Source organism: Curtobacterium sp. PhB78, assembly GCF_003751685.1.
GTDB lineage: Bacteria > Actinomycetota > Actinomycetes > Actinomycetales > Microbacteriaceae > Curtobacterium.
This window is the reverse complement of the sequence record NZ_RKIA01000009.1, coordinates 19,330-44,679: the sequence shown is the minus strand read 5'-3', so window position 1 is coordinate 44,679 and position 25,350 is coordinate 19,330. Positions and strand designations below refer to the sequence as shown.

Annotated in this window: 18 protein-coding genes and 1 other RNA gene; 11 read left to right on the top strand and 8 right to left on the bottom strand. The window is 70.9% G+C overall.

Annotated features, from left to right (window positions below; all coding sequences use genetic code 11):
- Positions 1 to 34 precede the first annotated feature (34 nt).
- Complete coding sequence (locus tag EDF53_RS17740) at positions 35 to 1,873, bottom strand: hypothetical protein (protein WP_123294786.1); 1,839 nt, start codon at positions 1,871 to 1,873, stop codon at positions 35 to 37.
- 184 nt (positions 1,874 to 2,057) lie between these two features.
- On the opposite strand from EDF53_RS17740, the gene EDF53_RS17735 reads away from it, so the two are divergent.
- Both EDF53_RS17735 and EDF53_RS17730 read left to right on the top strand, forming a co-directional pair.
- Positions 2,058 to 3,800: a hypothetical protein gene (locus EDF53_RS17735; protein WP_148058385.1), complete on the top strand. Its 1,743-nt coding sequence runs from the start codon at positions 2,058 to 2,060 to the stop codon at positions 3,798 to 3,800.
- Positions 3,797 to 4,804, top strand: coding sequence for a tetratricopeptide repeat protein (locus tag EDF53_RS17730; protein ID WP_123294784.1), 1,008 nt, complete (start codon positions 3,797 to 3,799; stop codon positions 4,802 to 4,804). Before EDF53_RS17735 ends, EDF53_RS17730 begins: the two co-directional genes overlap by 4 nt.
- A 90-nt stretch (positions 4,805 to 4,894) precedes the next feature.
- On the opposite strand, the gene glgB is transcribed toward EDF53_RS17730, so the two are convergent.
- From glgB to EDF53_RS17715, 3 genes are all read right to left on the bottom strand, one after another.
- Positions 4,895 to 7,462: a 1,4-alpha-glucan branching protein GlgB gene (glgB, locus tag EDF53_RS17725; RefSeq protein ID WP_221181234.1), complete on the bottom strand. Its 2,568-nt coding sequence runs from the start codon at positions 7,460 to 7,462 to the stop codon at positions 4,895 to 4,897.
- Positions 7,459 to 9,459: an alpha-1,4-glucan--maltose-1-phosphate maltosyltransferase gene (locus EDF53_RS17720; protein WP_185021101.1), complete on the bottom strand. Its 2,001-nt coding sequence runs from the start codon at positions 9,457 to 9,459 to the stop codon at positions 7,459 to 7,461. Before EDF53_RS17720 ends, glgB begins: the two co-directional genes overlap by 4 nt.
- 171 nt (positions 9,460 to 9,630) lie before the next feature.
- Positions 9,631 to 11,694 (bottom strand): glycogen-debranching protein, encoded by a 2,064-nt coding sequence (locus EDF53_RS17715; protein ID WP_123294783.1) that lies wholly within the window; start codon positions 11,692 to 11,694, stop codon positions 9,631 to 9,633.
- A 59-nt stretch (positions 11,695 to 11,753) separates the two neighbouring features.
- Here EDF53_RS17715 and EDF53_RS17710 point away from each other — a divergent pair, with 59 nt between their 5' ends.
- The 8 genes from EDF53_RS17710 to EDF53_RS17675 all read left to right on the top strand — a co-directional run bounded on the left by EDF53_RS17710 (position 11,754) and on the right by EDF53_RS17675 (position 19,650).
- Positions 11,754 to 12,935 carry a cysteine desulfurase family protein gene (locus tag EDF53_RS17710; protein ID WP_123294837.1) on the top strand — a complete coding sequence of 394 codons (1,182 nt, stop codon included), beginning with the start codon at positions 11,754 to 11,756 and terminating at the stop codon, positions 12,933 to 12,935.
- A gap of 60 nt (positions 12,936 to 12,995) precedes the next feature.
- Positions 12,996 to 14,105: a peptide chain release factor 2 gene (gene prfB, locus EDF53_RS17705; protein WP_111086442.1), complete on the top strand. Its 1,110-nt coding sequence runs from the start codon at positions 12,996 to 12,998 to the stop codon at positions 14,103 to 14,105.
- Positions 14,106 to 14,166: 61 nt separating this feature from the next.
- Positions 14,167 to 14,922, top strand: a complete 756-nt coding sequence (gene ftsE / locus EDF53_RS17700; RefSeq protein ID WP_111086441.1) for a cell division ATP-binding protein FtsE — start codon at positions 14,167 to 14,169, stop codon at positions 14,920 to 14,922.
- Positions 14,919 to 15,833 carry a permease-like cell division protein FtsX gene (gene ftsX, locus EDF53_RS17695; protein ID WP_111086440.1) on the top strand — a complete coding sequence of 305 codons (915 nt, stop codon included), beginning with the start codon at positions 14,919 to 14,921 and terminating at the stop codon, positions 15,831 to 15,833. Before ftsE ends, ftsX begins: the two co-directional genes overlap by 4 nt.
- 89 nt (positions 15,834 to 15,922) lie before the next feature.
- Positions 15,923 to 16,399 carry an SsrA-binding protein SmpB gene (smpB, locus tag EDF53_RS17690; RefSeq protein ID WP_123294782.1) on the top strand — a complete coding sequence of 159 codons (477 nt, stop codon included), beginning with the start codon at positions 15,923 to 15,925 and terminating at the stop codon, positions 16,397 to 16,399.
- Positions 16,400 to 16,500: 101 nt separating this feature from the next.
- Positions 16,501 to 16,877, top strand: a transfer-messenger RNA (tmRNA) gene (gene ssrA, locus EDF53_RS17685).
- Positions 16,878 to 17,037: 160 nt separating this feature from the next.
- Positions 17,038 to 17,853: a hypothetical protein gene (locus EDF53_RS17680; protein ID WP_123294781.1), complete on the top strand. Its 816-nt coding sequence runs from the start codon at positions 17,038 to 17,040 to the stop codon at positions 17,851 to 17,853.
- A gap of 129 nt (positions 17,854 to 17,982) precedes the next feature.
- Positions 17,983 to 19,650: an APC family permease gene (locus EDF53_RS17675; RefSeq protein WP_221181233.1), complete on the top strand. Its 1,668-nt coding sequence runs from the start codon at positions 17,983 to 17,985 to the stop codon at positions 19,648 to 19,650.
- Between the two features lie 36 nt (positions 19,651 to 19,686).
- Here the strand turns inward: EDF53_RS17675 and EDF53_RS17670 are convergent, their stop codons facing one another.
- Together EDF53_RS17670 and EDF53_RS17665 are read right to left on the bottom strand one after the other, a co-directional pair.
- Positions 19,687 to 20,991: an LLM class flavin-dependent oxidoreductase gene (locus tag EDF53_RS17670; protein WP_123294780.1), complete on the bottom strand. Its 1,305-nt coding sequence runs from the start codon at positions 20,989 to 20,991 to the stop codon at positions 19,687 to 19,689.
- Between the two features lie 3 nt (positions 20,992 to 20,994).
- Positions 20,995 to 22,392, bottom strand: a complete 1,398-nt coding sequence (locus tag EDF53_RS17665) for an O-acetylhomoserine aminocarboxypropyltransferase/cysteine synthase family protein (protein WP_111086437.1) — start codon at positions 22,390 to 22,392, stop codon at positions 20,995 to 20,997.
- A 135-nt stretch (positions 22,393 to 22,527) separates the two neighbouring features.
- Here EDF53_RS17665 and EDF53_RS17660 point away from each other — a divergent pair, with 135 nt between their 5' ends.
- The gene (locus tag EDF53_RS17660; RefSeq protein ID WP_123294779.1) at positions 22,528 to 23,814 is read left to right on the top strand and encodes an amidohydrolase family protein; all 1,287 of its coding nucleotides are present in this window, start codon (positions 22,528 to 22,530) and stop codon (positions 23,812 to 23,814) included.
- A gap of 91 nt (positions 23,815 to 23,905) precedes the next feature.
- Here the strand turns inward: EDF53_RS17660 and EDF53_RS17655 are convergent, their stop codons facing one another.
- Together EDF53_RS17655 and EDF53_RS17650 are read right to left on the bottom strand one after the other, a co-directional pair.
- Positions 23,906 to 24,439, bottom strand: coding sequence for an NUDIX hydrolase (locus EDF53_RS17655; protein ID WP_123294778.1), 534 nt, complete (start codon positions 24,437 to 24,439; stop codon positions 23,906 to 23,908).
- A gap of 132 nt (positions 24,440 to 24,571) precedes the next feature.
- Positions 24,572 to 25,285 carry a M50 family metallopeptidase gene (locus tag EDF53_RS17650; RefSeq protein ID WP_185021100.1) on the bottom strand — a complete coding sequence of 238 codons (714 nt, stop codon included), beginning with the start codon at positions 25,283 to 25,285 and terminating at the stop codon, positions 24,572 to 24,574.
- Positions 25,286 to 25,350: the final 65 nt, after the last annotated feature.

Below are 25,350 nucleotides of genomic sequence, written 5' to 3'. Positions count from 1 at the left end.
GGAGGCGCGACCCGCGCCTCCTGGTCGGCTCGCGTCAGCGTTCGGTCGCGTCCACTGCGTCGTCGGCCGCTCCGGGCGCGGTACCGGGTGCGGTCCCGAGCAGGCCGGTCGCGTGCGTGAGCACGCCGCGCAGGTTCTCCAGGTAGCCAGCCACGGCCTCGCGCTCGGTGCGGATCGCCGACAGTCGGTCCTCCGCCTCGGCGGTGATGGCAGCCGTGCGCTCCTCGGCATCGGAGACCATCCGGTGCACGCGGTCCTGGGCATCGGCGACGATGGTGCGGGCGTGCTCCTGCGCGTCGGCGGTGCTGGTGCGCTCGAGGTCGTCGGCTTCCTGCTGGAGCCGCTCGGCTCGCTCGCGGGCCTCGGTGGCACGGCGCGTGGCCTCGGCGAGCTGCAGGTTCGCCTCGTCGAGGTACTTCTGCGTCTCGGTGACGGTCTCGTGGTGCTTCTGCAGGTAGTCCTGCTCGGCGTCGTCCCGGCGTGAGGCGAGCTCGGACTCGAGCGTCGTGCGGGCCTCGTCACGCTCGCGGGCGACCTCGGCACGGGCCTCGTCACGTTCCTTCGCCAGGTCGGCGCGGGCGGTGTCGATCTCCTGACGGAGGGCGGTGCGCTCGGACTCGAGCGTGTCGAGCTCGGCGGAGCGGCGGTCGGCGATCTCGGTGTCGACCTCGGCGTGCTCGCGTTCGCGGCGGGCGGCGAGCGCGTTCTCGTGCTCGCGGTCCGCGCGTTCGGCAGCGGCGTCGGCCTCGGCGCGCTCCCGCTCGATGCGGGTGTCGTGCTCCTCGAGCTCGCGTGCGATGCGGTCGGCGGTCTCCTGCACGAGGCGCTCGTTCTCGACGCGCGTCTGTTCCTCGTCGACGCGCAGCTGCGCACGCGACGCTTCGGCCTCCTGTGCCAGGGCGGTGCGAGCGGAGGCGAGCTCCCGGTCCCACTCGGCACGGGTTGCGGCGAGTTCCTCGTCCACGACACGGCGGCGGTCGGCGAACTCGCCGTCGATCTCGGCGCGACGTCGGTCGACCTCGGCCTGCAGCTCGGCGCGGCCGGTCTCGATCGCCAGGGCGTGCGCCTGCTGCTGCTCGTCGCGCTCGCGGTGCCACGCAGCACGCCCCTCGGCGACCTCGCGCTCGAGTGCCTGACGGCGGGTGGACTCCTCGTGGTCGAGGTCCTCGACCCGGCGGGCGTGGTCGGCCTCGAACACCGAGCGGCGGTGCTCGGTCTCGCGGTCGAGGTCGGCCGCGGCGGTGCGGGAGTCGGCCGACTCGCGCTGGGCGATCTCGCGCAGCTCGGCGACCTCGTGCTCGACCTGGGCGCGCAGGGCGTTCGTCTCACGGATGGCGACGGAGCGGACCTCGGCGGCCTCGGTCACCGCGGCACCCCGGATGGCCGCGGCCTCGTTGCGGGCGTCCTGGGTCAGCAGGCCGGCTTCGGCACGGGCACGCTCGACGGTGTCGGCGGCCTCGGCACGAGCACGGGTGAGTTCGTTGGTGGAGCGGGTGCGCGCGTCCTCGAGGGTGTCGCGGGCCTCTTCCTGTGCCTCGCGCACGGTGCGGTCGGACTCGGCCCGGCTCGACGCCCGCAGGCGCTGTGCGTCGATGTCCGCCTGGCTGATGAGACGGGTGGACTGCTCCTCCGCCACGCGCAGGGTCGACTCGAGTCGCGTGCCCAGGCCGCTGTAGGTGGGGGTGCCGGCCTCGTCGAGTTCGCCCTGGAGCTCGGAGACGCGGGACTGCAGGAGACGGATCTCCTTCGCGGCGTCGGCACGGTCGGTGTTCGACTTGATGAGCTCACGGCGCAGGTCGTTCAGTGAGCGGTCGACGTCGTCGCGGCGGTACCCGCGCAGCTCGGTCCCGAACTCTGCCTCGTCGTTCGCCACGTGTCGCTCCTGGGTGCTCGGCGGAGGGCCCGATCCGGCCCGCGGTCGATTGTAGTGGTGGCCCGACGGGGTCGTCTGAGTCCGACGACAGCCCGGATGGATGCGCTGCTCAGCCATGCTCGCTATCCTGAGTCGCTGATTCGCGCGCCGACATCCCCACCCCGGCGCGGTAGGGAGAGTGTTCGTGCGATTCGTCCTGGCGATCGTCAGTTTCGTCATCGGCCTGCTGCTCGTCGCGTTGGCGGTCGGACAGCGGACCGTGTTCGCTCCGCCGTCCTCGCTCGTCGCGGACAGCTCGACCACCAGCTCTGCTCCGGTCACCGTGATCCCCGGTTCGACGCTCAACGCGAACCCCGGCTACCAGCGCATCAACGTGTCCGGCTCCGGCAAGGTCTTCGCGGCGTACGGCAAGACGGCCGACGTCGACGCGTGGGTCGGTGACGCCGAGCACACCACGCTCCGGTTCGACGCCGAGAGCGCGAAGCTGGTGGGCAAGACCACCGGCTCCGAGGCGTCCGTCCCGTCGCCGAAGGGCAGTGACCTCTGGTACCAGGAGTACGACGGCTCCGGGCAGTTCACGGTCCGCCTGCCGCAGGACGTCTCGGTCCTCATCGTCAGCGACGGCACCGCCGCGGCCCCGAGCGACGTCTCGGTCACCTGGCCGAAGGACACCGCGACGCCGTCCGTCGGGCCCCTGCTGGTCGCCGGTGGCGTCTTCGCACTCGGCGGCATCGTGCTGTTGATCCTGGCGTTCCTGCACCAGCGCCGCGGTCGTGGGCCGCGTCGTCGCAGCGGTGGCACCCGACCGCCGCGCGTGCGGGCCTCGCGTCGCGCCGCCGCCGCCGGCGCACAGGTCCCGACCCGGGGCCGCCGCGGATCGCGCGCGTTCATCGCGGTCCCCGTGGTGCTCGTCGGCACGCTCGCCCTGGCCGGCTGCTCCTCCGACTACTGGCCGCAGGGCGGGGACCCCTCGCTCGCGACCCCGACCCCCACGGCCAGCGCGACCGGCGCGGCGGAGACCACCGAGCCCACGGCGGCGACCAAGCAGCAGATCACCCGGGTCGTCGAGCGGATCGCCACGGTGGCGAAGCAGTCCGACGGCGCCCGCGACCGTGACCTGGCGAAGACCCGCTTCACCGGTGCCGCGCTCGACCTGCGCCTGGCGAACTACTCCATCCGCGGCAAGGACTCCGACGCCAAGGCACCGCCGGCGATCTCGGCCGGTCAGGTGTGCGTCGCGTTGCCCCAGCAGACCGACACGTGGCCGCGCACGGTCTTCGTGATCGTCGCCGAGGACTGCGACGCCAAGTCGGCACCGCAGGCCCTGACGCTCGTGCAGGACACTGCGCGCGACCCGTACAAGGTCGCCTACGACGTCTCGCTCGAGGCCGACGCCAAGATCCCGAGCCTCGCGCCGACGTCGATCGGAGCGGCGCTCCTGGCTCCGCAGTCGAAGCTCCTCGCGATCGCCCCGGACCAGGTCGCGACCGCCTACGGCGACATCCTGTCCAAGGACTCGAAGAGCGAGTACGCCGACCTGTTCGCCACCGAGGGTGACGGCCTCCGCACCACCATCGGCAAGGCGTACAAGGACAAGAAGGCGAAGTCCCTGCCGGACACGGCGAAGATCGAGTACTCGTCCGAGGCCCCGGAGGACTCCGCCGTCGCGATCGCGACCGACGACGCCGGCGCGCTCGTCTCCGCCGACCTCAACGAGATCGAGAAGGTGACCCCGACCGCCTCCGGCGCCGAGGTCAACACCGAGGGTGCCGTCAAGGCACTGTCCGGGGTCGACACGAGCAAGAAGGGCATCAGCGCCACGTACGGCGTCCAGCTGCTCTTCTACGTGCCGCCGGTCGCCTCGGATGACAAAGTGGTCCTGCTCGGGTTCACGCAGGGCCTGACCGCAGCGAGTGAGGTGCAATGAGCAACATCCCCCCGACCCCGTCCGGGCTCCGCGGAGCCGTGGACCTGTCGTCCCTCGTCGACCGCGCACAGCGGCCGCCCCAGCCGCCCGCCGGTGCTCCGGCGCAGGCGGGAAGCCCGACCGGTGCAGCAGCGCCGGGCACCGAGACCGGCGGCGACCTGACCGTCCCGTCGCTCGTGCTCGACGTCACCGACGACACGTTCCAGGACGTCCTGGAGCTGTCGTCCGTTGTGCCCGTCATCGTCGACATCTGGGCCGAGTGGTGCGGGCCGTGCAAGCAGCTCTCGCCGATCCTCGAGCAGCTCACCGCCGAGTACGGCGGGCGCGTGCTGCTCGCCAAGGTGGACGCCGACACGAACCCGCAGCTCGTGCAGGCGTTCCAGGCGCAGTCGATCCCGACCGTGGCCGCGCTGATCGGCGGGCGCCCGCTCGGGCTCTTCGTCGGCGCGCTGCCCGAGGCGCAGGTCCGCGACGTGTACGAGCAGGTCCTCCAGGCAGCCGAGCAGAACGGCGTCTCCGGTCGCGTCACCGTGGACGGTGCTGCCGCGCCCGAGGACACCGCCGAGCAGGGCGAGCGGGAGCCGGAAGCGCTGCCGCCGCACCACCAGGCCGCGTACGACGCGATCGAGCAGGGCGACTACGCCACGGCGATCACCGAGTACAAGACCGCGATCCTGCAGGACCCGAACGACCAGATGGCCGTCGCGGGGCTCGCGCAGGTGTCGCTCCTGGACCGGCTGAACGGTCACACCGCCGACGACATCCGTGCCGCCGCCGGTGCGGGTCCGAAGGACGTCCAGGCGCAGCTCGCGGTCGCCGACCTCGACATCTCCGGTGGCCACGTCGAGGACGCCTTCGGGCGCCTGCTCGACCTGGTGCCGACGGTGTTCGGCGAGGACCGTGAAGCCCTGCGCGTCCGCCTGGTCGAGTACTTCGAGCTCATCGGGACCGACGACCCGCGCGTGGTCGCGGCCCGCCGTCGCCTGGCGAGCGCCCTGTACTAGACGCCTGCAACGAGCAGACGGGAGGCCCGGTGCCAGCTGGCACCGGGCCTCCCGCCTGTCTGCCGGCCGCGTCCAGGACGCGGGCCACAGCTAGCGCTCGAGCTTGAGCCAGACGGCACCGAGCGGCGGCACCACGAGGTGCGCCGACGCGGGGCGGCCGGCCCACGGGGTGTCCTCGGCGGTGACGACTCCGAGGTTGCCGACACCGGAGCCGCCGTACTCCGCGGCGTCGGTGTTGAGCACCTCGTGCCACTCGCCGGCGCTCGGCAGGCCGAACCGGCGCTCCACGGGCACGCCCGAGAAGTTCACGAACACCGCCAGCCGGTCGTCGCCGTCCTTGCGCAGGAACCCGAGCGTCGAGTGGGGTGCGTCGCCGCCCTCGATCCACTCGAAGCCGTCGGCAGTGCTGTCGTGCGTCCAGAGCGCGGGCGTGTCCTTGTACACCCGGTTCAGGGCGGCGACGAGGTCCTGCACGCCGCGGTGCCCGGGCTGGTCGAGGAGCCACCAGTCGAGCCCCTTCGCCTCGGACCACTCTGCGGGCTGGGCGAACTCCTGCCCCATGAAGAGCAGCTGCTTGCCGGGGTGCGCCCACATGAACGCCAGGTAGGCCCGGACGTTCGCGAGCTTCTGCCACTCGTCGCCGGGCATCTTGCCGTAGAGGGAACCCTTGCCGTGCACGACCTCGTCGTGGCTGATCGGCAGGGTGAACTGCTCACTGAAGGCGTAGACGAGCGAGAACGTGATCTCGTCGTGGTGGTAGCTGCGGTACGCGGGGTCGCGCTGCACGTACTCGAGCGAGTCGTGCATCCAGCCCATGTTCCACTTCTGGCCGAAACCGAGACCACCTGCGCTCGTCGGCTGGGTCACGCCGGGCCACGAGGTGCTCTCCTCGGCGATCATCACGATGCCCGGGTAGCGCTTGTAGGCGGTGGCGTTCGTCTCCTGCAGGAACGCGACGGCGTCCAGGTTCTCGCGGCCGCCGTGGATGTTCGGCAGCCAGTCGGTGCGGGAGTAGTCGAGGTACAGGATCGAGGCGACGGCGTCGACGCGCAAGCCGTCGATGTGGAACTCCTCGAGCCAGTACAGGGCGTTGGCGACCAGGAAGTTCCGGACCTGCGGCTGCCCGAAGTCGAACACGTAGGTGCCCCAGTCGAGCTGCTCGCCGCGGCGGGGGTCCGGGTGCTCGAACAGCGCGTGGCCGTCGAAGCGTCCGAGCGCCCACTCGTCCTTCGGGAAGTGTCCGGGGACCCAGTCCATGATCACGCCGATGCCGGCCGAGTGCAGGCGGTCGATCAGGTAGCGCAGGTCGTCGGGGGAGCCGTAGCGTGCGGTCGGGGCGTAGTACCCGGTGACCTGGTAGCCCCACGAGCCGCCGAACGGGTGCTCGGCGAGCGGCAGGAACTCCACGTGCGTGAAGCCCGTGTACTGCACGTGCCCGATCAGCTGGTCGGCGACCTCGCGGTACGACAGCCCGGGACGCCACGAGCCGAGGTGGACCTCGTAGACGCTCATCGGCTGGTCGTGCGTGGTCGTCTCCGCGCGGCGTTCCATCCAGGCGCGGTCGCCCTCGGACCACGTGTAGCTCGACTCGGTGATGACCGAGGCGGTGGCCGGGGCGATCTCGGCCTCGCGGGCGAACGGGTCCGCGCGCTCGACCCAGCCCGAGTCGGTGAGGATCTGGAACTTGTACCGCTGTCCGGCGACGGCTCCGGGCCAGAACAGCTCCCAGACGCCGAGGTCGCTCAGGCGCCGCATCGCGGTGGTCCGGCCTTCCCAGCCCTCGAAGTCGCCGATCACGCGGACGGCCGTCGCTCGGGGTGCCCACACGGAGAACGCGACGCCGTCGACGCCGTCGATCGTGCGGACGTGCGCGCCGAGGTGGTGCCAGAGCTGCTCGTCGCGGCCTTCCCCGAACAGGTGCAGGTCGAGCTCGCCGAGCGTCGGGGCGAACCGGTACGCGTCGTCGGTCGTCCAGGTGGCGTCGTCCTCTTCCGAGGACTCGTCGAAGTCGTAGTCGGCCTCGACCCGGTAGCGCCCGAGCTCCTCGGTGGTGGCACCGGCCCAGAGACCGTCGCCCTCGTGGGTCAGCTCGACGTCGTCGCCGTCGAGCCGGACGAGCCGGACCGCCTGTGCCAGGTGACGCACCACGCGGACGCTCGTGCCGCCGTCGACGGCGTGCGGGCCGAGGACGTCGTGGGGCTGCGACCAGCGGCCCTCGGCGACCTGTTGGCGCAGCCACTGGTCGACCGGTGCCGGACGCGGGCCGGTGCCGTCGGCGGTGGCGGGCTCGGGATCCGATGGCGTCGGGAGGGCGGTCGACGGCGCGACGGTGGACGCGTCTGCCGCGTGGCCGACGGCGGGAGTCCGAGCGGACGAGACGGCGTCGACGGACGGAACCCGCGGGTGCGTCGCGTCGGCGGCGTGCCCCGCCAGCGTGGCGGACTCGGCGACCCCGCGGTCGGGCGCCTCGCGCGGTGCAGCAGGCGCACCGGGCAGGTCCTCGTCGGGGGCGGAGACCCGCGGCTCGTACCGCGGCTCCGGCTTCGCGTCGGACGGCGTCCGCGCGGGCACGGGTGGCGGCGGAGGCGGCACCGGCGGCACGGCGGGCCCACGGCCCGAGGCTGGGGGCGGCTGGGGTGCGGTCGGGTCGTTCGTCATCGGTGCAGTCCTTCCACGACGAGCAGGTGCACGGGTTCCTGGAACGCGTCCAGGCGGACGTAGTTCGACGCGCCCCAGACCCAGCGCTGCCCGGTCACGACGTCACGGACGTCGAACCGGCTGTCGGCCGGCAGGCCGAGCGCAGCGAGGTCCAGGTGCACGGTGGTCTCACGTGCCGAGTGCGGGTCGACGTTCGCGACGACGATCACGGTGTCGGCGTGCCCGGAGCGGATGAACTCGCCGGACAGGTGCTTCGAGTACACGACGGTCGCGGGGTCGTCGGCGGCGTGCACGTGCAGGTTCCGCAGCTGGCGGAGCGCGGGGTGCGCGGCACGGAGCCGGTTGAGCATCGTCACGTACGGGGCGAGCGACGCGCCCTCGGCCTCGGCCAGGGCGAAGTCCCGCGGCTTGTACTCGTACTTCTCGTTGTCGATGTTCTCTTCCGAGCCGGGTCGGGCGACGTCCTCGAACAGCTCGTACCCGGAGTACATGCCCCACGTCGGGGCGCCCGTCGCAGCGAGCGCGGCACGCACCTTGTAGCCGGCGCGGCCGCCGAACTGCAGGTACTCGGTGAGGATGTCCGGCGTGTTCACGAACAGGTTCGGGCGCAGGTAGTCGCTCGTCTCGTGCGACAGCTCCTCGAAGTAGGACTCGATCTCTTCCTTCGTGTTCCGCCACGTGAAGTACGAGTACGACTGCTGGAACCCGACCTCTGCCAGTGCGCGCATCATCGCCGGACGGGTGAACGCCTCGGCCAGGAACACGGCGTCCGGGTGCTCGTCGCGGACTTCGCGGATCACGCGCTCCCAGAACCAGAGCGGCTTGGTGTGCGGGTTGTCCACCCGGAAGATCCGGATGCCGAAGTCGATCCAGTGCCGCAGGACGCGCAGGACCTCGGCGACCAGACCCTCGGGGTCGGAGTCGAACTGGATCGGGTAGATGTCCTGGTACCGCTTCGGCGGGTTCTCGGCCGTCGCGATCGAGCCGTCGGCGCGCTGCGTGAACCAGTTCGGGTGCTCGGTGACCCAGGGGTGGTCGGGGGAGCACTGGAGCGCGAAGTCGAGCGCCACTTCCATGCCGGTGTTCTTGGCGGTCTCGACGAAGTCGCGGAAGTCGTCTTCCGACCCGAGGTCGGGGTGGATGGCGTCGTGCCCGCCCTCGGGGGAGCCGATCGCCCAGGGGCTGCCGGGGTCGTGCGGCCCCGGGGTGAGCGTGTTGTTCGGGCCCTTGCGCGCGGTCGTGCCGATCGGGTGGATCGGCGGCAGGTAGACGACGTCGAAGCCCATCCGGGCGACGGCGGGCAGGCGGCGGGCCGAGGTGCGGAAGTCGCCGCTCTTCCACGAGCCGTCCGGGTTCTTCTTCGCGCCTTCGCTGCGGGGGAAGAACTCGTACCAGGCACCGACGCCGGCACGGGTGCGTTCGACGTCGAGCAGCTGCGTCGGGGAGTGCGTCCGGAGCGAGGTGAGCGGGGCTTCCTCGACCTCGGCCACGATGCGCGGGTCGTCGACGGCGGCCAGGCGCTCGGCCGGGTCGAGGTCGGTGTCGCGCACCTTGGCTGCCGCACGGGTGGCGGCGGGGGAGTCGGTCTCGTCGGCCAGTCGGTCGAGCAGCAGGGCGCCGTCGAGGAGCGTCGCCTCGGTGTCCACCCCGGCCGCGATCTTCAGCCGTGCGGCGTGCAGCCACGTGGCCCAGTCGTCGGAGTAGGACTCGACGTGCCAGGTCCAGACGCCGACGTGGTCGACCTGGACGGTCACCTCGTACCGGTCGGTCCCGGGCGCACCGAGGGCCAAGGGGACGGTCCTGGTGCCCCCGTCCGGGCGTTCGAGCAGGAGGTCGGCCCCGATGATGCCGTGTCCTTCTCGGAAGACGGTCGCACCGAACGTGATCACCTCGCCGTCGAACGCCTTGCCGGGGAAACCGTTCGGCGTCCTCGGGGCGAGTTCGGTGATCGGGATGCGCCCGATCTTCGGTCGGCGGGGTCGGTCTGCGGTGGCCACGGAGGCGACGCTACCCGGCGAGCGCCTCCGCGTTCCCCGGAATCCGCCCGCTGTGGACGGTCGGGCGCGCCGTGGACCTGTGGAGGAACCGGACGGGAGGCCCATTGCGGGGCCGCCACGGGCCTCCCGTCCGCCCGCTGGTCGCGTTCCGGGCGCGGGCCGGATCGCGCGCTACGCCGGCTCGAACAGGTGGATGCCGGGGCCGTAGGCGGTGAACACCTGACCGGCGGGGCGGAGCCGCTCGTGGTCGCGGTGCTTCTCGCTCGACCACGCGAGGCGGTAGCCGAGCACGTCCTCGCGCACCGGCAGCGTCAGGTCACGTGTGCGCCCGCTGCCGTGCACCACGACCAGCACGCGGTCGTACGGCTCGTGCTCGGGCGTCGACTCGGCGAAGTACTGCAGGACGCGGTGCACCGGCTGGTCCCAGCCCTCGACGGTCATCGGGTGCCCGTCCGGCCCGTACCAGGACATCCGTGAAGCCCCGGGGGTCTCCTGCCCCTCGATGCCGAACCGTGTCGGCCGCAGCGCCGGGTGCGCGGCGCGGAACCGGGCGAGCGCGGCGACGGCCTCGGTCATCGACTCGGCGTCCTCGTCGTCGGACCAGTCCACCGGGGTGAGGTCGTCGGAGACCACGTAGGCGTTGTTGTTGCCGTGCTGCGTCCGGCTCCGTTCGTCGCCCGCGGTGAGCATCGGCACGCCGGCCGAGAGCAGCAGCGTCGCGGCGAGGTTCCGCATCGAACGGCCGCGCGCCGCCCGGACGCCGCGGTCGGCCGTGTCGCCCTCGATGCCGTGGTTGAACGAACGGTTGTCGTTCGAGCCGTCGCGGTTCTCCTCACCGTTCGCCGCGTTGTGCTTGCCGTCGTACGACACCAGGTCGAGCAGGGTGAACCCGTCGTGGGCCGTCACGAAGTTGACGCCCGCGAGCGGACCCCGGTCGGCGCCGAACAGGTGTCGGGAGCCCGTCAAGGCGCCGGCGAGCGCGCCGATGCCCGTGTGCGGCATGCCGTTTCGGCGTTCCTCGGCGATGTCGGTGAGCCAGAACTGCCGCACGGTGTTCCGGAACCCGTCGTTCCACTCGCTGGTCCGGGCGCCCGCCGCGCCGAACGAGCCGGTCTTCCAGCCGTCGGGGCCGACGTCCCACGGTTCGGCGATGACCAGGGTGTCCTGCAGGTCGGGGTGGTTCCGGATCCGTTCGAGCAGCGGGTGCTGCGGGTCAAACACGTGGTGGGCGTCGCGGGCGAGCGCGGCCATCAGGTCGAAGCGGAAGCCGTCGACCTGCACCTCGCGGGCCCAGTAGACCAGGCTGTCGACGATCAGGTCGGCGGTGGACTCCACCGAGGTGTCCAGGGTGTTCCCGCAGCCGGTGGTGTCGTAGTAGGTGTCCCGGAACGGCGGTTCCCCCGTGGCCCACCGGTACCGGTTCGCGCCGTCGATGCCGCGCAGGCTGGTGGTGGGTCCGCCGAGGCCCTCCTCCGCCGTGTGGTTGTAGACGACGTCGAGCACCACCTGGATGCCCGCTTCGTGCAGCAGTCGGACCATGCCCTTGAACTCCCGCAGGACCGCGGACGCGCCCTCGGCCCGTGCGGGTGCGGAGGCGTGCGCGGCGTGCGGCGCGAAGAACCCGAGCGTGTTGTAGCCCCAGGCGTTCTCGCGACCGGCGTCCCGCAGCCAGTTCTCGGTGTCGAAGGCCTGCACCGGCAGGAGCTCGAGCGTCGTGACACCGATGCGGTGCAGGTGCGCGATGGTGCTCTCGTGCGCCACCCCGGCGTACGTGCCGCGGAGGTGCTCCGGCAGGTGCGGGTTCGCGGCGGTCAGGGTGCGGACGTTCGCCTCGTAGACCACGGCGCGGTCGAGCGGGACCGTGGGCTTGACGACGCCGCCCCAGTCGAAGGCGTCGTCCACGACGACGCTCGTCCAGCGGGGCGTCCCGGGCCCTGTCGGTGCGATGCCGCGGGCGTACGGGTCGAGCAGGGGGCGTGTCGGGTCGAACTCGTTCCGCGGTCCGACGGGCCCGTCGACGAGCAGGTGGTAGCGGTCACCCGGGGCGGCGCCGGGGGTCTCGGCCGTCCACAGGTCGGTCGCCGGCAGCCGCTCGAGCGGGTACCGGACCGGCTGCCCGTCCGCTCGCTCGACGACCACGACGACGGCCGTGGCGGTGGCGGACCGCAGGGAGAACCGCGGGACGTCGGCCCCGAGGTCGAACCCCGGGGTGTGGTCGATCGCTGTCTCGTGCACCCGACAAGGGTACGAGGACCGACGCGTATCCTGGACACCGCTCGTTCCAGGGGGTGCAGATGCCGGTCTACCTCGACCACGCCGCGACGACGCCGATCCTGCCGGAGGCGCTCGCCGCGTTCACCGACGCGCTCGGAACCGTCGGCAACCCGTCCTCGATCCACAGCGCCGGGCAGCGCGCCAAGATGCTGCTCGAGGACGGCCGCGCCGCCGTCGCCCGGTCGCTCGACGCCGACACCGTCGAGGTCGTGTTCACCTCCGGCGGCACCGAGAGCATCAACCTCGCCGTGAAGGGCCTGTTCTGGGCTCGTCAACGCGACCGTGCCCGCCCCCGCATCGTCGTCCCGGGTGGCGAGCACCACGCCACCGTCGACACCCTGACCTGGTTGGAGACGCACGAGGGCGCCGTCATCGACGTGGTCCCGTTGGACGCGCAGGGTCGCGTCGACCTCGTCGGACTGGAGGCACGACTCGCCTCCGCCGACGACGTCGCCCTGGTCACGTTCCTCTGGGCGAACAACGAGGTGGGCACCATCCAGCCCGTGTCACGGATCGTGGAGCTGGCGCACGCCGCCGGCGTGCCCGTGCACAGCGATGCCGTCGCCGCCTACGGCCAGGTGCCGGTGTCGTTCGCCGCGTCCGGCCTCGACGCCCTGAGCGTCTCCGCGCACAAGGTCGGCGGACCGGTCGGCATCGGTGCGCTGGTGCTCGGGCGGAAGGCCACCGTCGAGCCCCTCATCCACGGCGGCGGGCAGCAGCGGCAGGTGCGGAGCGGCACCCAGGACGCCCCCGCTGCAGCATCGTTCGGCGTCGCGGCCACGATGGTCGCCGCCGAGCCGATGCCGCACCCGTCGCTCGTCGCCCTGCGCGACCGGCTCGTCGCCGGAGTCCGTGCGGCCGTGCCGTCCGCCGTGCTGATGGGCGACCCCGACGACCGGCTGCCCGGCAACGCGCACTTCACGTTCCCGGGCTGCGAGGGCGACTCGCTGCTGTTCCTGCTCGACGCGGCCGGGGTCGCGGTGTCGACCGGGTCGGCGTGCCAGGCCGGCGTGCCCGAGGCGTCGCACGTGCTGCTCGCGATGGGCCTGTCGGAGCAGGACGCCCGCGGTGCGCTCCGGATCACGCTCGGACACACCTCGACCGATGCGGACGTCGACGCCTTCCTGGCGGCGTTGCCCGACGCGGTGGCGCGGGCCGGGGCTGCGGGCATGGCGTCGCGGGAGCCGTTGCTGGGGCGGTAGCGCGCCCGCCGGCGCGGGTGCGACGCCGACCGGCCTGCCGCGCCGGTAGGATCGGTGACCATGGTCGAACTGGACTTCACCGAGCAGCTCTCCGCCCTCCGAGAGACCTTCGGCAACATCCGCTCGGTGGTCGACGTCGACCGCCTGCAGCGTGAGATCGCCGACCTCAGCGAGCAGGCGGGCGCCCAGGACCTCTGGGACGACGTCGAGCACGCGCAGCAGGTGACGAGCGCGCTCTCGCACCGGCAGTCGGAGCTCAAGAAGATCACCGACACCGAGCGTCGCATCGACGACCTCGAGGTGCTCGTCGAGATGGCGAACGAGGGCGACGACCAGGACTCGGCCGACGAAGCCGTCGCCGAGCTCAAGGCGATCCAGAAGACCATGGGCGACCTCGAGGTGCAGACGCTCCTCGACGGCGAGTACGACGACCGCCCCGCCGTGATCACCATCCGCGCCGGGGCCGGCGGCGTCGACGCCGCGGACTTCGCCGAGATGCTCATGCGCATGTACCTGCGGTACGCCGAACAGCACGGCTTCAAGACCACCGTGATGGAGACGTCCTACGCCGAAGAAGCGGGCATCAAGTCCGCCACGTTCGAGGTCGACGCCCCCCACGCATTCGGCACCCTGTCGATCGAGGCCGGCACCCACCGACTCGTCCGCATGTCGCCGTTCGGCGCAGCGGGCAAGCGGCAGACCTCGTTCGCCGCGGTCGAGGTCATCCCGCTCATGCCGGAGACGATGGTCATCGACATCCCCGAGAACGACATCCGCGTCGACGTCTTCCGTTCGTCGGGCCCCGGCGGGCAGTCCGTCAACACGACCGACTCCGCGGTGCGCCTGACGCACATCCCGACCGGCACCGTCGTCTCCATGCAGAACGAGAAGTCGCAGATCCAGAACCGTGCGGCCGCCATGCGCGTGCTGCAGTCGCGCCTGCTCCTCCTGAAGAAGGAAGAGGAGAACGCGAAGAAGAAGGAGCTCGCCGGCAACATCACGGCGAGCTGGGGCGACCAGATCCGGTCCTACGTGCTGGCGCCGTACCAGATGGTCAAGGACCTGCGGAGCGAGCACGAGGTGAACAACCCCTCAGCCGTGTTCGACGGCGACCTGGACGGCTTCATCAACGCCGGCATCCGCTGGCGCAAGCAATCCGTCGACGCGTAGGGGTTCGTGAGCCGCGCGCCTCGCTTGCTTTCCAAGCGGGGCGACCTACCCTGATCCGGTCATGATCAAATTCGACCAGGTCACCAAGGTCTACTCGGGCAACCCGAGTCCGGCGCTCGACAACCTCACCCTCGAGATCCTCAAGGGCGAGTTCGTGTTCCTCGTGGGCGCCTCGGGTTCCGGCAAGTCCAGCTTCCTGCGCCTCGTGCTCAAGGAGGAGAAGCCCTCCCGCGGCCAGATCCACGTGCTCGGGCAGCGCCTCGGGTCCCTGGCGTCGCGGAAGGTCCCGTACTTCCGGCGCAACCTCGGCGTCGTGTTCCAGGACTTCCGACTCCTGCCCAACAAGAATGTCTTCGACAACGTCGCGTTCTCACTGCAGGTGATCGGCAAGAGCAAGGGCTTCATCAGCGAGGCCGTCACCGACGTGCTGAAGCTCGTCGGACTCGCGGGCAAGGCGACCCGCATGCCGCACGAGCTCTCCGGTGGTGAGCAGCAGCGCGTGGCGATCGCCCGCGCCGTCGTCAACAAGCCGGCGATCCTGCTGGCCGACGAGCCCACCGGCAACCTGGACCCCACCACGTCCGCCGGCATCATGGCGCTCCTCGAACGCATCAACCAGGGAGGCACCACCGTGCTCATGGCGACCCACGACGCCAGCATCGTGAACCAGATGCAGCGTCGGGTCATCGAGCTGTCGAACGGCACGGTCCTCCGTGACGAGCAGTCCGGCGGCTACCAGACCCAGGCGGTCCCGATCCAGCGCGGCACCGTGTCGAACACCACCGGCATCCAGACCATCCCGGGGCTCATCCGATGAGGCTCGGGCTCGTCATGTCCGAGGTCGGCTCGGGCCTGCGGCGCAACGCGTCGATGGTCGTCTCCGTCGTCCTCGTGACCTTCATCTCGCTCACCTTCGTCGGGACCGCGATCCTGCTCCAGATGCAGATCAACCAGATGAAGGGGTACTGGTACGACCGGGCGCAGGTCGCCGTCTACCTGTGCACCGACACCGACACCACCGGCAACTGCACGGGTGCCAAGGCCACCGAGGACCAGCGGAAGCAGGTCCAGGCCCAGCTCGAGTCGTCCACCCTCAAGCCGTACATCGAGAAGACGTACTACGAGGACCAGGACCAGGCGTTCACCCGCTTCAAGGAGCAGTTCAAGGACTCCGCGGCGACCGAGTTCGTCAAGCCCGAGTACCTGAACGAGACGTTCTGGGTGAACCTGAAGAACCCGTCGCAGGCCGACGTCCTCGTCGAGAGCCTGTCGAAGGTCGCCGGTGTGCAGAGCGTCGTCGACCAACGCGGCTACCTGCAACCGATCTTCAACCTGCTCAACGCGTCGTCGTACACGGCGATCGGCATCGCGGCGCTGATGCTCGTCGCCGCCGTGCTCCTCATCGCGACCACGATCCGGTTGTCCGCCTTCAGTCGCAGGCGAGAACTCGGCATCATGCGGCTGGTCGGTGCGTCGAACCGGTTCATCCAGACGCCGTTCGTGCTCGAGGGGGTGATCGCCGCCGCCATCGGAGCCGTCCTGGCGGGTGGCGCCATCACCGCGGTGGTGTGGTTCTTCGTCCGGAACTTCCTGGCCGAGCGCTTCACCGGCACGGCGTTCATCGGCATGGGGGATGCGGCCATCGTGGTGCCGTCGGTGATCGTCATCGGGGTGTTGCTCGCCGCGGTGTCGGCGTCGATCGCCATCCGCCGCTACCTCAAGGTCTGATCCGCCGCGCCGGGAAGGTGCGTGAGGCGCCTGCTGTTGGGTAGTCTGTAGGGCTGCGCAGCGCAGTGCCCGGAACGAGAGGAGTCGTCATGGCGAAGGAACGCGGTGAGAAGATCGTCGCGACGAACCGTCGCGCCCGACACGACTACCTCATCGAGGACACGTACGAGGCCGGCATGGTCCTGTCCGGCACCGAGGTGAAGTCCCTGCGCATGGGACGTGCCTCTTTGGTCGACGGGTACGCCTACATCGACCGGGGCGAAGCCTGGATCGATGCGGTGCACATCCCCGAGTACACCGAGGGCACGTGGAACAACCACGCACCTCGGCGCAAGCGCAAGCTGCTCCTCCACAAGCAGCAGATCGTGAAGATCTCGCACAAGACGGCCCAGGGCGGCTACACCCTCGTGCCGCTGCAGATCTACTTCCACGACGGTCGGGCCAAGATCGAGATCGCGGTCGCCAAGGGCAAGCGCGAGTTCGACAAGCGTCAGGCCATGCGGGAGAAGACCGACAAGCGTGAGGCCGAGCGGGCCATGCGCACGAAGAACCGCGTCGGCGAGTAGCGGCCTCGTACCTCGGTCAGCTAGACTGAGGGACTGCTCCGATCGGAGCAGTCGCAACACAACTCAACAGCGTGACAGCGGCTCGCACGTCCGGCCCGCATGGGGATGATCGGTTTCGACATTGCCTGTGTGCCGACGGGAAGCGGGCCGAGGACCCACGGTTATCTCGTGAACGATCCGTGGAAAACAACAAGTGCCAATTCCAAGCGCACTGACTTCGCTCTCGCTGCGTAAGCAGCCCAGCACATGAAGTCCGTCGGCCAGGTGACCGTCCCCTAACCTGATCCCGGCGTCATCCAGAGGACTTGCTGCACGGTTGCGCCTCAGGGCCGTGCGGGACTTGCACTGAGACTGGGCCCGTCGTCCTAGAAGCCGGTAGCAAAGGACGGGGCCGAGCAGAACGAACTATCCGGATACGCCCGTAGAAGACGTCGAATTGCAGCGATGGACGGGGGTTCGATTCCCCCCATCTCCACCATTCGCCGGTCGTCGAGCCGCTGTCACCACGTGTTGCACGAACGCCCCGTCACCGTCCCTGGACGATGCCGGGGCGTTCGCTGTCTCGCCACGTCCGGGGACTACGCTCCGGAGGAGGCGCAGGGAAACGCCCGCGCCGACCCCGAACGGAAGGCCCCCACGTGGTGCAGGAGATCGCGATCCGAGTCCGTCTGCGCGAGCAGGAGCGAGTGGTGCTCGCCGACTACGAGCGGATCGTGGGGTCCGTCGCGACCGTCGCTGCCCTCGCCGCCTGGCTGCCCACGCCCGACGCCCGCCTGGTCGTCCGCGGCCGGGGTGCCGAACCCGTCCGCCTCGAGACCGTCACCTACGGCTCGGTCGTCGAGATGCTCGTCGTGCTCGACCAGCGTTCGGCTGCTGTCGAACGGGGTGCAGCAGCGATCGCGGCGCTGATCGAGTCGGTGCGGCACGAGCACGTCGCCGATGACGTGGCCGGGGTCGCCGGTGAGCTGGACCGCCTGGACCGCGCTGCACCGCGTGGACGGTCGGTCGTCGAGCGCACGCTCCGCACGTTCCTCGAGGGTGCGCGCGCCGACGTCCTGGCACGCAAGACCACGACCCGGGTGCGGACCGCGCAGGCGCTGTTGCGGCTCGCCGAGGATGACGCGGTGCTCACCGTGGAGCGGGTGACGGACGCGCTCGCGCCCGTGCTCGAGGAACACGCGGTCGACGTCGCGCTGGACACGGGTTCCGCCGTGGTCGTCGAGCCGATCGACGGGGTCGAGTCGCCGGAGCTGACCCCGGTCCTCCCGCTGCCCTCGGGGGGAGCGAAGCCGAAGAAGTCGGACGAGAAGCCGTCCAAGAAGCAGGACGACGGCAAGAAGCAGAAGAAGGACGCCAAGAAGCCGTCCAAGAAGAAGGACGACGGCAAGAAGAAGTCCGACAAGAAGAAGTCGGACAAGAAGGCCGACGGCAAGAAGAAGAAGTCCAAGAAGTAGCAGCCTGAGTACTTATACAGCACAATTGTTTCCGGCATGTTAAAGAATCCGGCCAACCCGCTGTCCCGGTGCCAGAGTCGATGAGCGCGACCCCCGTTCGTGGGGCCCGCTCACTCGACGGGAGCAGCAGTGGCTACAACGACGACGCCGGCGTTGCCGGACTCCGGCCTCAAGCGGAACGTGGGCTTCATCGGGCTCATCTGGGCCTCGACGGGGTCGATCATCGGCTCCGGTTGGCTCTTCGGGTCGCAGGAGGCCCTGAAGACCGCCGGCCCGGCCGCGATCATCTCGTGGCTCATCGGCGGTGTGGCGATCCTCGTCCTCGCCCTCGTGCACGCCGAACTCGGCGGCATGTTCCCGATCGCGGGCGGGACGGCACGGTTCCCGCACATCGCGTTCGGCGGCATCGCCGGCGCGTCGTTCGGCTGGTTCTCCTGGTTGCAGTCCGTGACCGTCGCCCCGATCGAGGTCGAGGCGATGATCAAGTACGCGCAGCACTGGCAGTTCGCGCACCCGTGGCTGCACACGACGACGGTGGACGGGGAGACGCAGCAGCTGCTCACCGGCGCCGGCATCGCGGTCGCCGTCGTCCTCATGGCGGTGGTCACCGTGATCAACCTGCTCAGCGTCCGGATCCTCGCGAACACGAACTCGGCGGCGACGTGGTGGAAGGTCGCCATCCCGCTGCTGGTCATCGTCGTGCTGGCGTTCAGCGGGTTCCACGGCTCGAACTTCACGGCGGCTGACGGCTTCATGCCCGAGGGTGCCAAGGGGGTCCTGGCGGCGGTGTCCACCTCCGGCATCATCTTCGCCTTCCTGGGCTTCGAGCAGGCCGACCAGCTCGCGGGTGAAGCGAAGAACCCGCGGCGGGACATCCCGCGTGCCGTCATCGGCTCGGTGCTCATCGGGCTGGTGATCTACCTGCTGCTGCAGGTCGTGTTCCTCGGGGTGCTCCGGTCGGATGCGATCCAGGGGTCCTGGGCCACCGCCGACTTCACGAAGTACACGGGGCCGTTCGCCGACATCGCGATGGCCGCGGGCATCACGTGGCTGGCGGTGGTCATCTTCATCGACGCGATCATCTCGCCCGCGGGGACCGGGCTGATCTACGTGACGGCGACGAGCCGCATCTCCTACGGACTCAGTCGCAACGGGTACTTCCCGAAGGCGTTCGAGTGGACGACGAAGCAGGGCGTGCCGTGGGTCGGGCTCGTCGCGGCGTTCGTCGTCGGTTGCGCGTGCTTCGCACCGTTCCCCTCGTGGCAGGGGCTGGTGAGCCTCATCACGAGCGCGTCGGTCCTGATGTACGCCGGTGCCCCGTTGGCGCTCGGTGCGTTCCGGAAGCGGATCCCGGAGATCGAGCGCCCCTACCGGATGCCCGCCGCAGCGGTGCTGTCACCGATCGCGTTCATCGTCGCGAACCTCATCATCCTGTGGACCGGGTGGGACACCGACTGGAAGCTCGGCGTCGCGATCCTCATCGGTGCCGTGGTGATCATCCTGAACAACGTGTTCCGCGGTGCCTCGAGCGTCCGGCCGCGCTGGGACTGGAAGGCGGCGCAGTGGCTGCTGCCGTACCTGATCGGCATGGGGCTCATCGTGTTCCTCAGCGACTTCGGTCCGCTGACGCACCCGGTGTTCCCGCTGTGGATCGACATCGTCGTGGTCGCGGTGTTCTCACTGGTGATCTACTACTGGGCGATCAACTCCGCGTCGGACCGTGCGGAGATCCTCCGCACGGCCGAGGACGTCCGTGACGTCGAGGAATCAGGCGTGGTCGAGCCGGTCCACCACTAGTCGAGCCGGTCCACCACTAGTCGAGCCGGTCCACCACTAGAAGTCGAACAGGTTCGCCCGGATGCCCCCGGCGCCGTACTCCCGCCGCAGGAGCCCACGGCGCCGGAGCACCGGCACCAGGTCGCCGAACATCCGGTGGATCTGCGCCGGGTGCAGGTCGCCCGAGAAGATGATGCCGTCGTTGTCGGCGTCCGACCCAAGCTCCTCGATGAAGTCGGCGAACTCGTCGGCGGTCCCGACGAAGCCCTCGCGCGAGGAGACCCGCCCCTTGCGGGCCTTCCGCTCCAGGAGCGAGCGCAGGGGAGCGTCCGGGGTGTCGCCGAGCAGCCCGCGGATCGTGCCGGCGGAGACGTGGTCGCCGAAGGTCCCGTCCGGCACGGGTGCGTCGAGGTCGAGCGCGAGCAGGTCCGTCTCGGAGTCGCTCGACCACGCGATCGCCGCGGTCCGCAGGTCGTCGTCGGACGGGTGCCGGGACGCTTCGACGATCCGGTCGGCCTCGTCGGACGACGAGACGATCTCGGGCTTGAGGACGAACAGGATGCGCAGGTCGGCGGCCGTGCGTCCGGCGGCCTGCGCTGCGGCGATCACGCGACCGCGGTAGTCCACCACCGCGGCGGCCGACAGCGGCGCGAGCGCGAGTTGCACGTCCGAGTGGGTCCCGGCGAACGCGAGGCCCCGACCGGAGCCACCGGGGGAGACGACCACCGGGTCCGAGTCGAGGGGCAGCGCGTTGAGCGGGCCGTCGGCGGTGAAGTACGCGCCCTCGTGGTGGAAGGCGTCGAGCGCGTCCCCGTCGGCGAAACTCCAGTCCGATCGGTTCCCGATGAACCCGGACCCCCACGACCCCCAGAGCCGGCGGAGCAGCGTGATCCACTCCTCGGCCCGGTCGTACGCCTGGTCGTGCGGCAGCGGCGGCAGACCGGCGTGCCGGGCACTGCCGACGTCGGTCACGACGTTGATGCCGAGCCGCTCGGAGGACAGGTGCGCCAGCGTGGCGAACTGTCGTGCAGCCAGGTACGGCGGCGTGAACCCGGCGTTCACGGTCGGCGCGATGCCGATGTGCGAGGTCGCCGCGAACAGGTACGGCGCGAGCAGCAACGGGTCGTGCTTCGGGCCGCCGTACGCCTGGCGGATGCGCAGGTCGAGCGTCGACGGGTTGCCGAGCGAGATGGCGTCCTCCGCGATCACCAGGTCCATGCCGGCCTGCTCGAGCGTGCGGACGGACTGCTGGTACAGGTCGGGCTTGGTCCAGTCGTGGCCCCAGTCCCAGTCCGAGCGCCCCCACGCCTGCGGGCCGAACCCGCGTGAGAAGAAGTACCCGAAGTGTTGCGGTCGTGCCATCGTCTAGAGCTCCTCCGAGATCACGTGCGTGCCCGGGACCGAGTGTTCCAGGGACGCGCGCTCCGCGTCGGACGCGCCACGGGCCTCCAGACCGACTCTGCCGTCTGCAGAACGCAACGCGGCGAACCCGCGTTCCAGGTCGCGGAGCAGGTCCGCGACGTCCTCGATGCCGACCGACAGTCGGATCAGGCCGTCGTCGATGCCCTGGTCGGCGCGCTCCGCGGCGGTCTTGCCGGCGTGCGTCGTCGTCGCGGGGTGCAGGATCAGCGAGCGGACGTCGCCCAGGTGGGTCATCCGGCTGAACAGCTGGACGCTGTCGATGAAGGTGTGCGCGGCGGCTTCGCCGCCCGCCAGCGTGAACGCGAAGACGGAGCCGGCTCCGCGCGGCAGGTAGCGCTGGGCGAGATCGTGGAACGGACTGGAGGCCAGACCCGCGTGGTCGACGCTCGTCACCTCCGGCTGTGCTTCCAACCACTGCGCCACCGCCAGCGCGTTCGCGCTGTGGCGTTCCACGCGCAGGCTCAGCGTCTCGATGCCCTGGCGGATCAGGAACGCGTTGAACGGCGACGGGGTGGGCCCGATGCGCGAGGCGACGACGTCACGCGCGAAGACGACGAACGCCCGGTTGCCGTAGCGCTCGACGTAGCTGTCGCCACCGAGCGACCGCTCCGGGCTGGTGAGGTGCTGCCAGCGCTCGGGGGAGGCGGACCAGTCGAACGTACCGCCGTCGACGACCACGCCGCCGAGGCCCGCGCCGTGGCCGGACAGGAACTTCGATGCCGAGTGGATGACGATGTCGGCACCGTGCTCGACCGGGCGGACCAGGTACGGCGTCGCCAGGGTGTTGTCCACGATCAAGGGGACCCCGGCACGGTGCGCGGTGTCGGCGACGCCGGTGATGTCGAGGACGTCGTTCTTCGGGTTCGGGATCGTCTCGGCGAAGAACGCCTTCGTGTTCGGGCGGACGAGCCGTGCCCACTCGTCGAGGTCGCGCTGGTCGGCGACGAAGTCGACCTCGATGCCGAGGCGGCCGAGGTTCTGCACGAGCAGCCCCTTGGTGCCCTCGTAGATGCTGCGGGCGGCGACGACGTGGTCGCCCGCCTGCAGGAGCCCGAGGAACGCGATGGTGGCGGCTGCCTGGCCACTGCCGACGAGGATCGCCTCGACGCCCCGCTCGAGCAGGGCGACGCGGCGCTCGACGTCGGCGTTCGTCGGGTTGCCGAGGCGGGTGTAGGTGTAGCCGTCCTCGGTGCCGGCGAAGCGGTCGCGCGCCTGGTCGAAGTCGTCGAAGAGGAAGCCGGAGGACATGTGGATGGCCGGGATCCGTGCGCCGTGCCCTGCGTCGGGCACGAAGCCGCCGTGCACCTGTTCGGTCGAGAAACCGTGATCGTCGTTCGCCATGGGACACCTCCGGGAGTCGTCTGGCGGTAGCCTCGCAGCCTTCGCTGCGTGGACAGGCGATTGCGGCGTTCCGTTACGCGGAACCGGGGTGCGGTGGGGTCGCGGCGGGGCCCTGGCGGCTGCCACGATGGGAGCATGGCGACCGACGAAGCGACCCTGATCATCCGCGATGTCCGTCCGTGGGGTGGTGCACGGTCGGACATCCGGGTGGCGGACGGCCGCATCGTCTCGGTCACCGCGACCGGAGCGGGCGACGGCGTCGCGGGCGGTGCCAGTGCCAGTGCCAGTGCCAGTGGCGGTGCCGGTGCCGGTGCCGGTGCCGGTGCCGGTGCTGGTGCTCGGGTCGTCGACGGGCGCGGCCAGCTCGCGCTGCCGGGGCTCGTCAACACGCACGCCCACGTCGACAAGAGCTGGTGGGGGCACGAGTGGGAGTCGTACGGCGGCGAGCCCGGCACGCAGGGGCGCATCGCGCACGAACGGGCTCGGCGTGACGCCCTCGGGATCCCGAGCGAACCCGTCGCCACGCGGGTGCTGCGCGAGGGGCTGCGCACCGGCACCACCCGGGTCCGCACACACGTCGACGTCGACCTCGGCGTCGGGCTGCGGGGGATCGAGGCCGTGCATGCGGCGGCCGACGCGCTCGACGGTGCGGTCGAGGTGTCGATCGTCGCCTTCCCGCAGGACGGCGTGCTGCGGCGGCCCGGTGTGCTCGACCTGCTGCGGCAGGCGGCGACGGCCGGAGCGGACCACATCGGCGGGCTCGACCCGTCGCTCATCGACCGCGACCCGGTCGGGCAGCTCGACGGCCTGTTCGCCATCGCCGCCGACACCGGGTGCGGCATCGACATCCACCTGCACGAGCCCGCCGAGCTCGGTGCGTTCGCGTTCGACCTGGTGCTCGACCGGGTGGAGCGGCTCGGCATCGCACCGGGCAGGGTCAACATCGCCCACGGGTTCGCGATCGTCGACGTCGATCCCGTGCGTCGCCGCGACCTGCTCGCCCGGATGGCGTCGCTCGGCGTCACGATGACCACCGTCGCCCCGGTGCGGATGCGACAGCTTCCCCTGCACGAGTTCGACGAGGCCGGCGTGCGGTTCGGCTTCGGCACCGACGGCATCCGTGACCTGTGGAGCCCCTACGGCGACGGCGACCTGCTCGGCATCGCGTGGCAGTACGCGCGGGCCGGCGGTGTGGTGCGGGACGAGGACCTGACCCGCGTGGTGGAGCTCGCCACGCGCGACGGTGCCCGGTTCGTCACCGACGAGGCGCACGACCTCGTGGCGGGGGCGCGTGCCGACGTGGTGCTGCTCGACGCCGAGAACCCGATGGACGCCCTGGTGCGACGGGTGCCGCGGTCGCTCGTCGTCGCCGGCGGCCGGGTGTTCGACCCCGCCGAGCTCGCGCAGCGCCCCTGGGAGTAGGCGCGGGGCTGCGCACCCGTTCTGCGACATTGCACCAGTCGATCACCGTGTGGATCGTCGCGGACGTGGTGCGAGCAGGATGCGCGAGGCGTCAGCCGCGGTAACTGACCGATGCGACGGCCGCCGACAGCCGGCCCGGCAGCCCCGGCGGGATCTCGGCCGGCAGGTCGTCGAGCGCGAACCAGCGGACGTCGTCACTCTCGTCGCTGACGGCCGTCACCGCCGACGGGTCGGCGAGGGCGACGAAGCCGACGTCCCAGTGCGCCGCGCAGGCGAACCCGGCGCCGAGCTCGTGCCGGTCCAGGTCCGCGATGCGGTCGTCGACGAGCTCGAGGTCGGTGATGCCGGACTCCTCGCGCGCCTCGCGACGAGCGGCGTCGGCCAACGAGGCATCCGACGGCTCGAGGTGCCCGCCGAACTGCACCCAGAAGCCGCCCTTGCGGTGCAGGCAGAGCAGCACCCGGACCAGGTCGGGCGAGAACACGAAGCACGACGCGGTGAGGTGCTCCGGGCCGCCGTCACGCCACAGGGAGGCGTCCCGTCGGGCGGCGACGAACGCGGCGAACCCATCGCGGTGCCGATCGTCAGCGGTGGCGAGGGCGGTGGTGACGGTGTCGAGCAGCACCGCACCATCCTCCCAGGTGTGGTGAGGGGGACGCGGTGGTGGCGACGACGCGGTGGTGGCGACGACGCGGAACGACGAGGTCGACGTCGTACGACATCGAGGGCGTCGTTCCGGGTCGACCACGGCACCCTGTCAGAAGAGCGCGCGCACGCCCGCCACCACGGTGTCCCAGACCTCGAGCAACGGGACCCGTGCGAGCCACACCGCCAGGCCGTTCACCAGCACGAACAGCACGAACCAGACCCCGGCCGGCACCCGCGTCTCGGCTGCGGCGATGTGGAAGTCCGTCTGCACGCGGGCGCCGGTGAGCAGCCACCGTGCGACCTGCACGACGGACCGCAGTCCGTCGACGACGAAGAACGCCCCGACGGCGGCGACCACGAGCACCGTGGTCTCGGACGGACGCAGTGCCACCCACAGCGCCAGGACGTCGAACCCGAGGACGACGAGCAGCCCGAACCAGTTCCGCACGAACACCAGCGCCACGAGCCCGATGACCCCGAGCACGGCGACGGGCAGCCACCGCGAGCCGTGCAGCACCCCGGTCACCAGGAGCACCCCGGCCCAGAGCGGCGCGCTGTACCCGGCGTAGAGGTTGAGGATCCGGACGAGCCAGCGGATGCCGCCGGGGACCCGACCGAGCTGGACCCAGGCCTCGCCGGAGCCGTCCGGGTGCAGGTCGATGCGCTGGATGCGGCCGCCGAACGGGACGACGACGATGCAGTGCCCGACCTCGTGCGCGATGGTCGCGGCGATCCGTGCGACGCGTCCGACGAGCGGCAGGAACGGCAGGAGCGCGCCGACGACGAGCGCGACGAACACGAGGGGCGGGGCTGCGGTGGTCAAGGGACCAGCATCGCAGCCGTGTCCCGCGAACTGCCCGAGACCCGGCGTCGAGGACGATGTGGAAC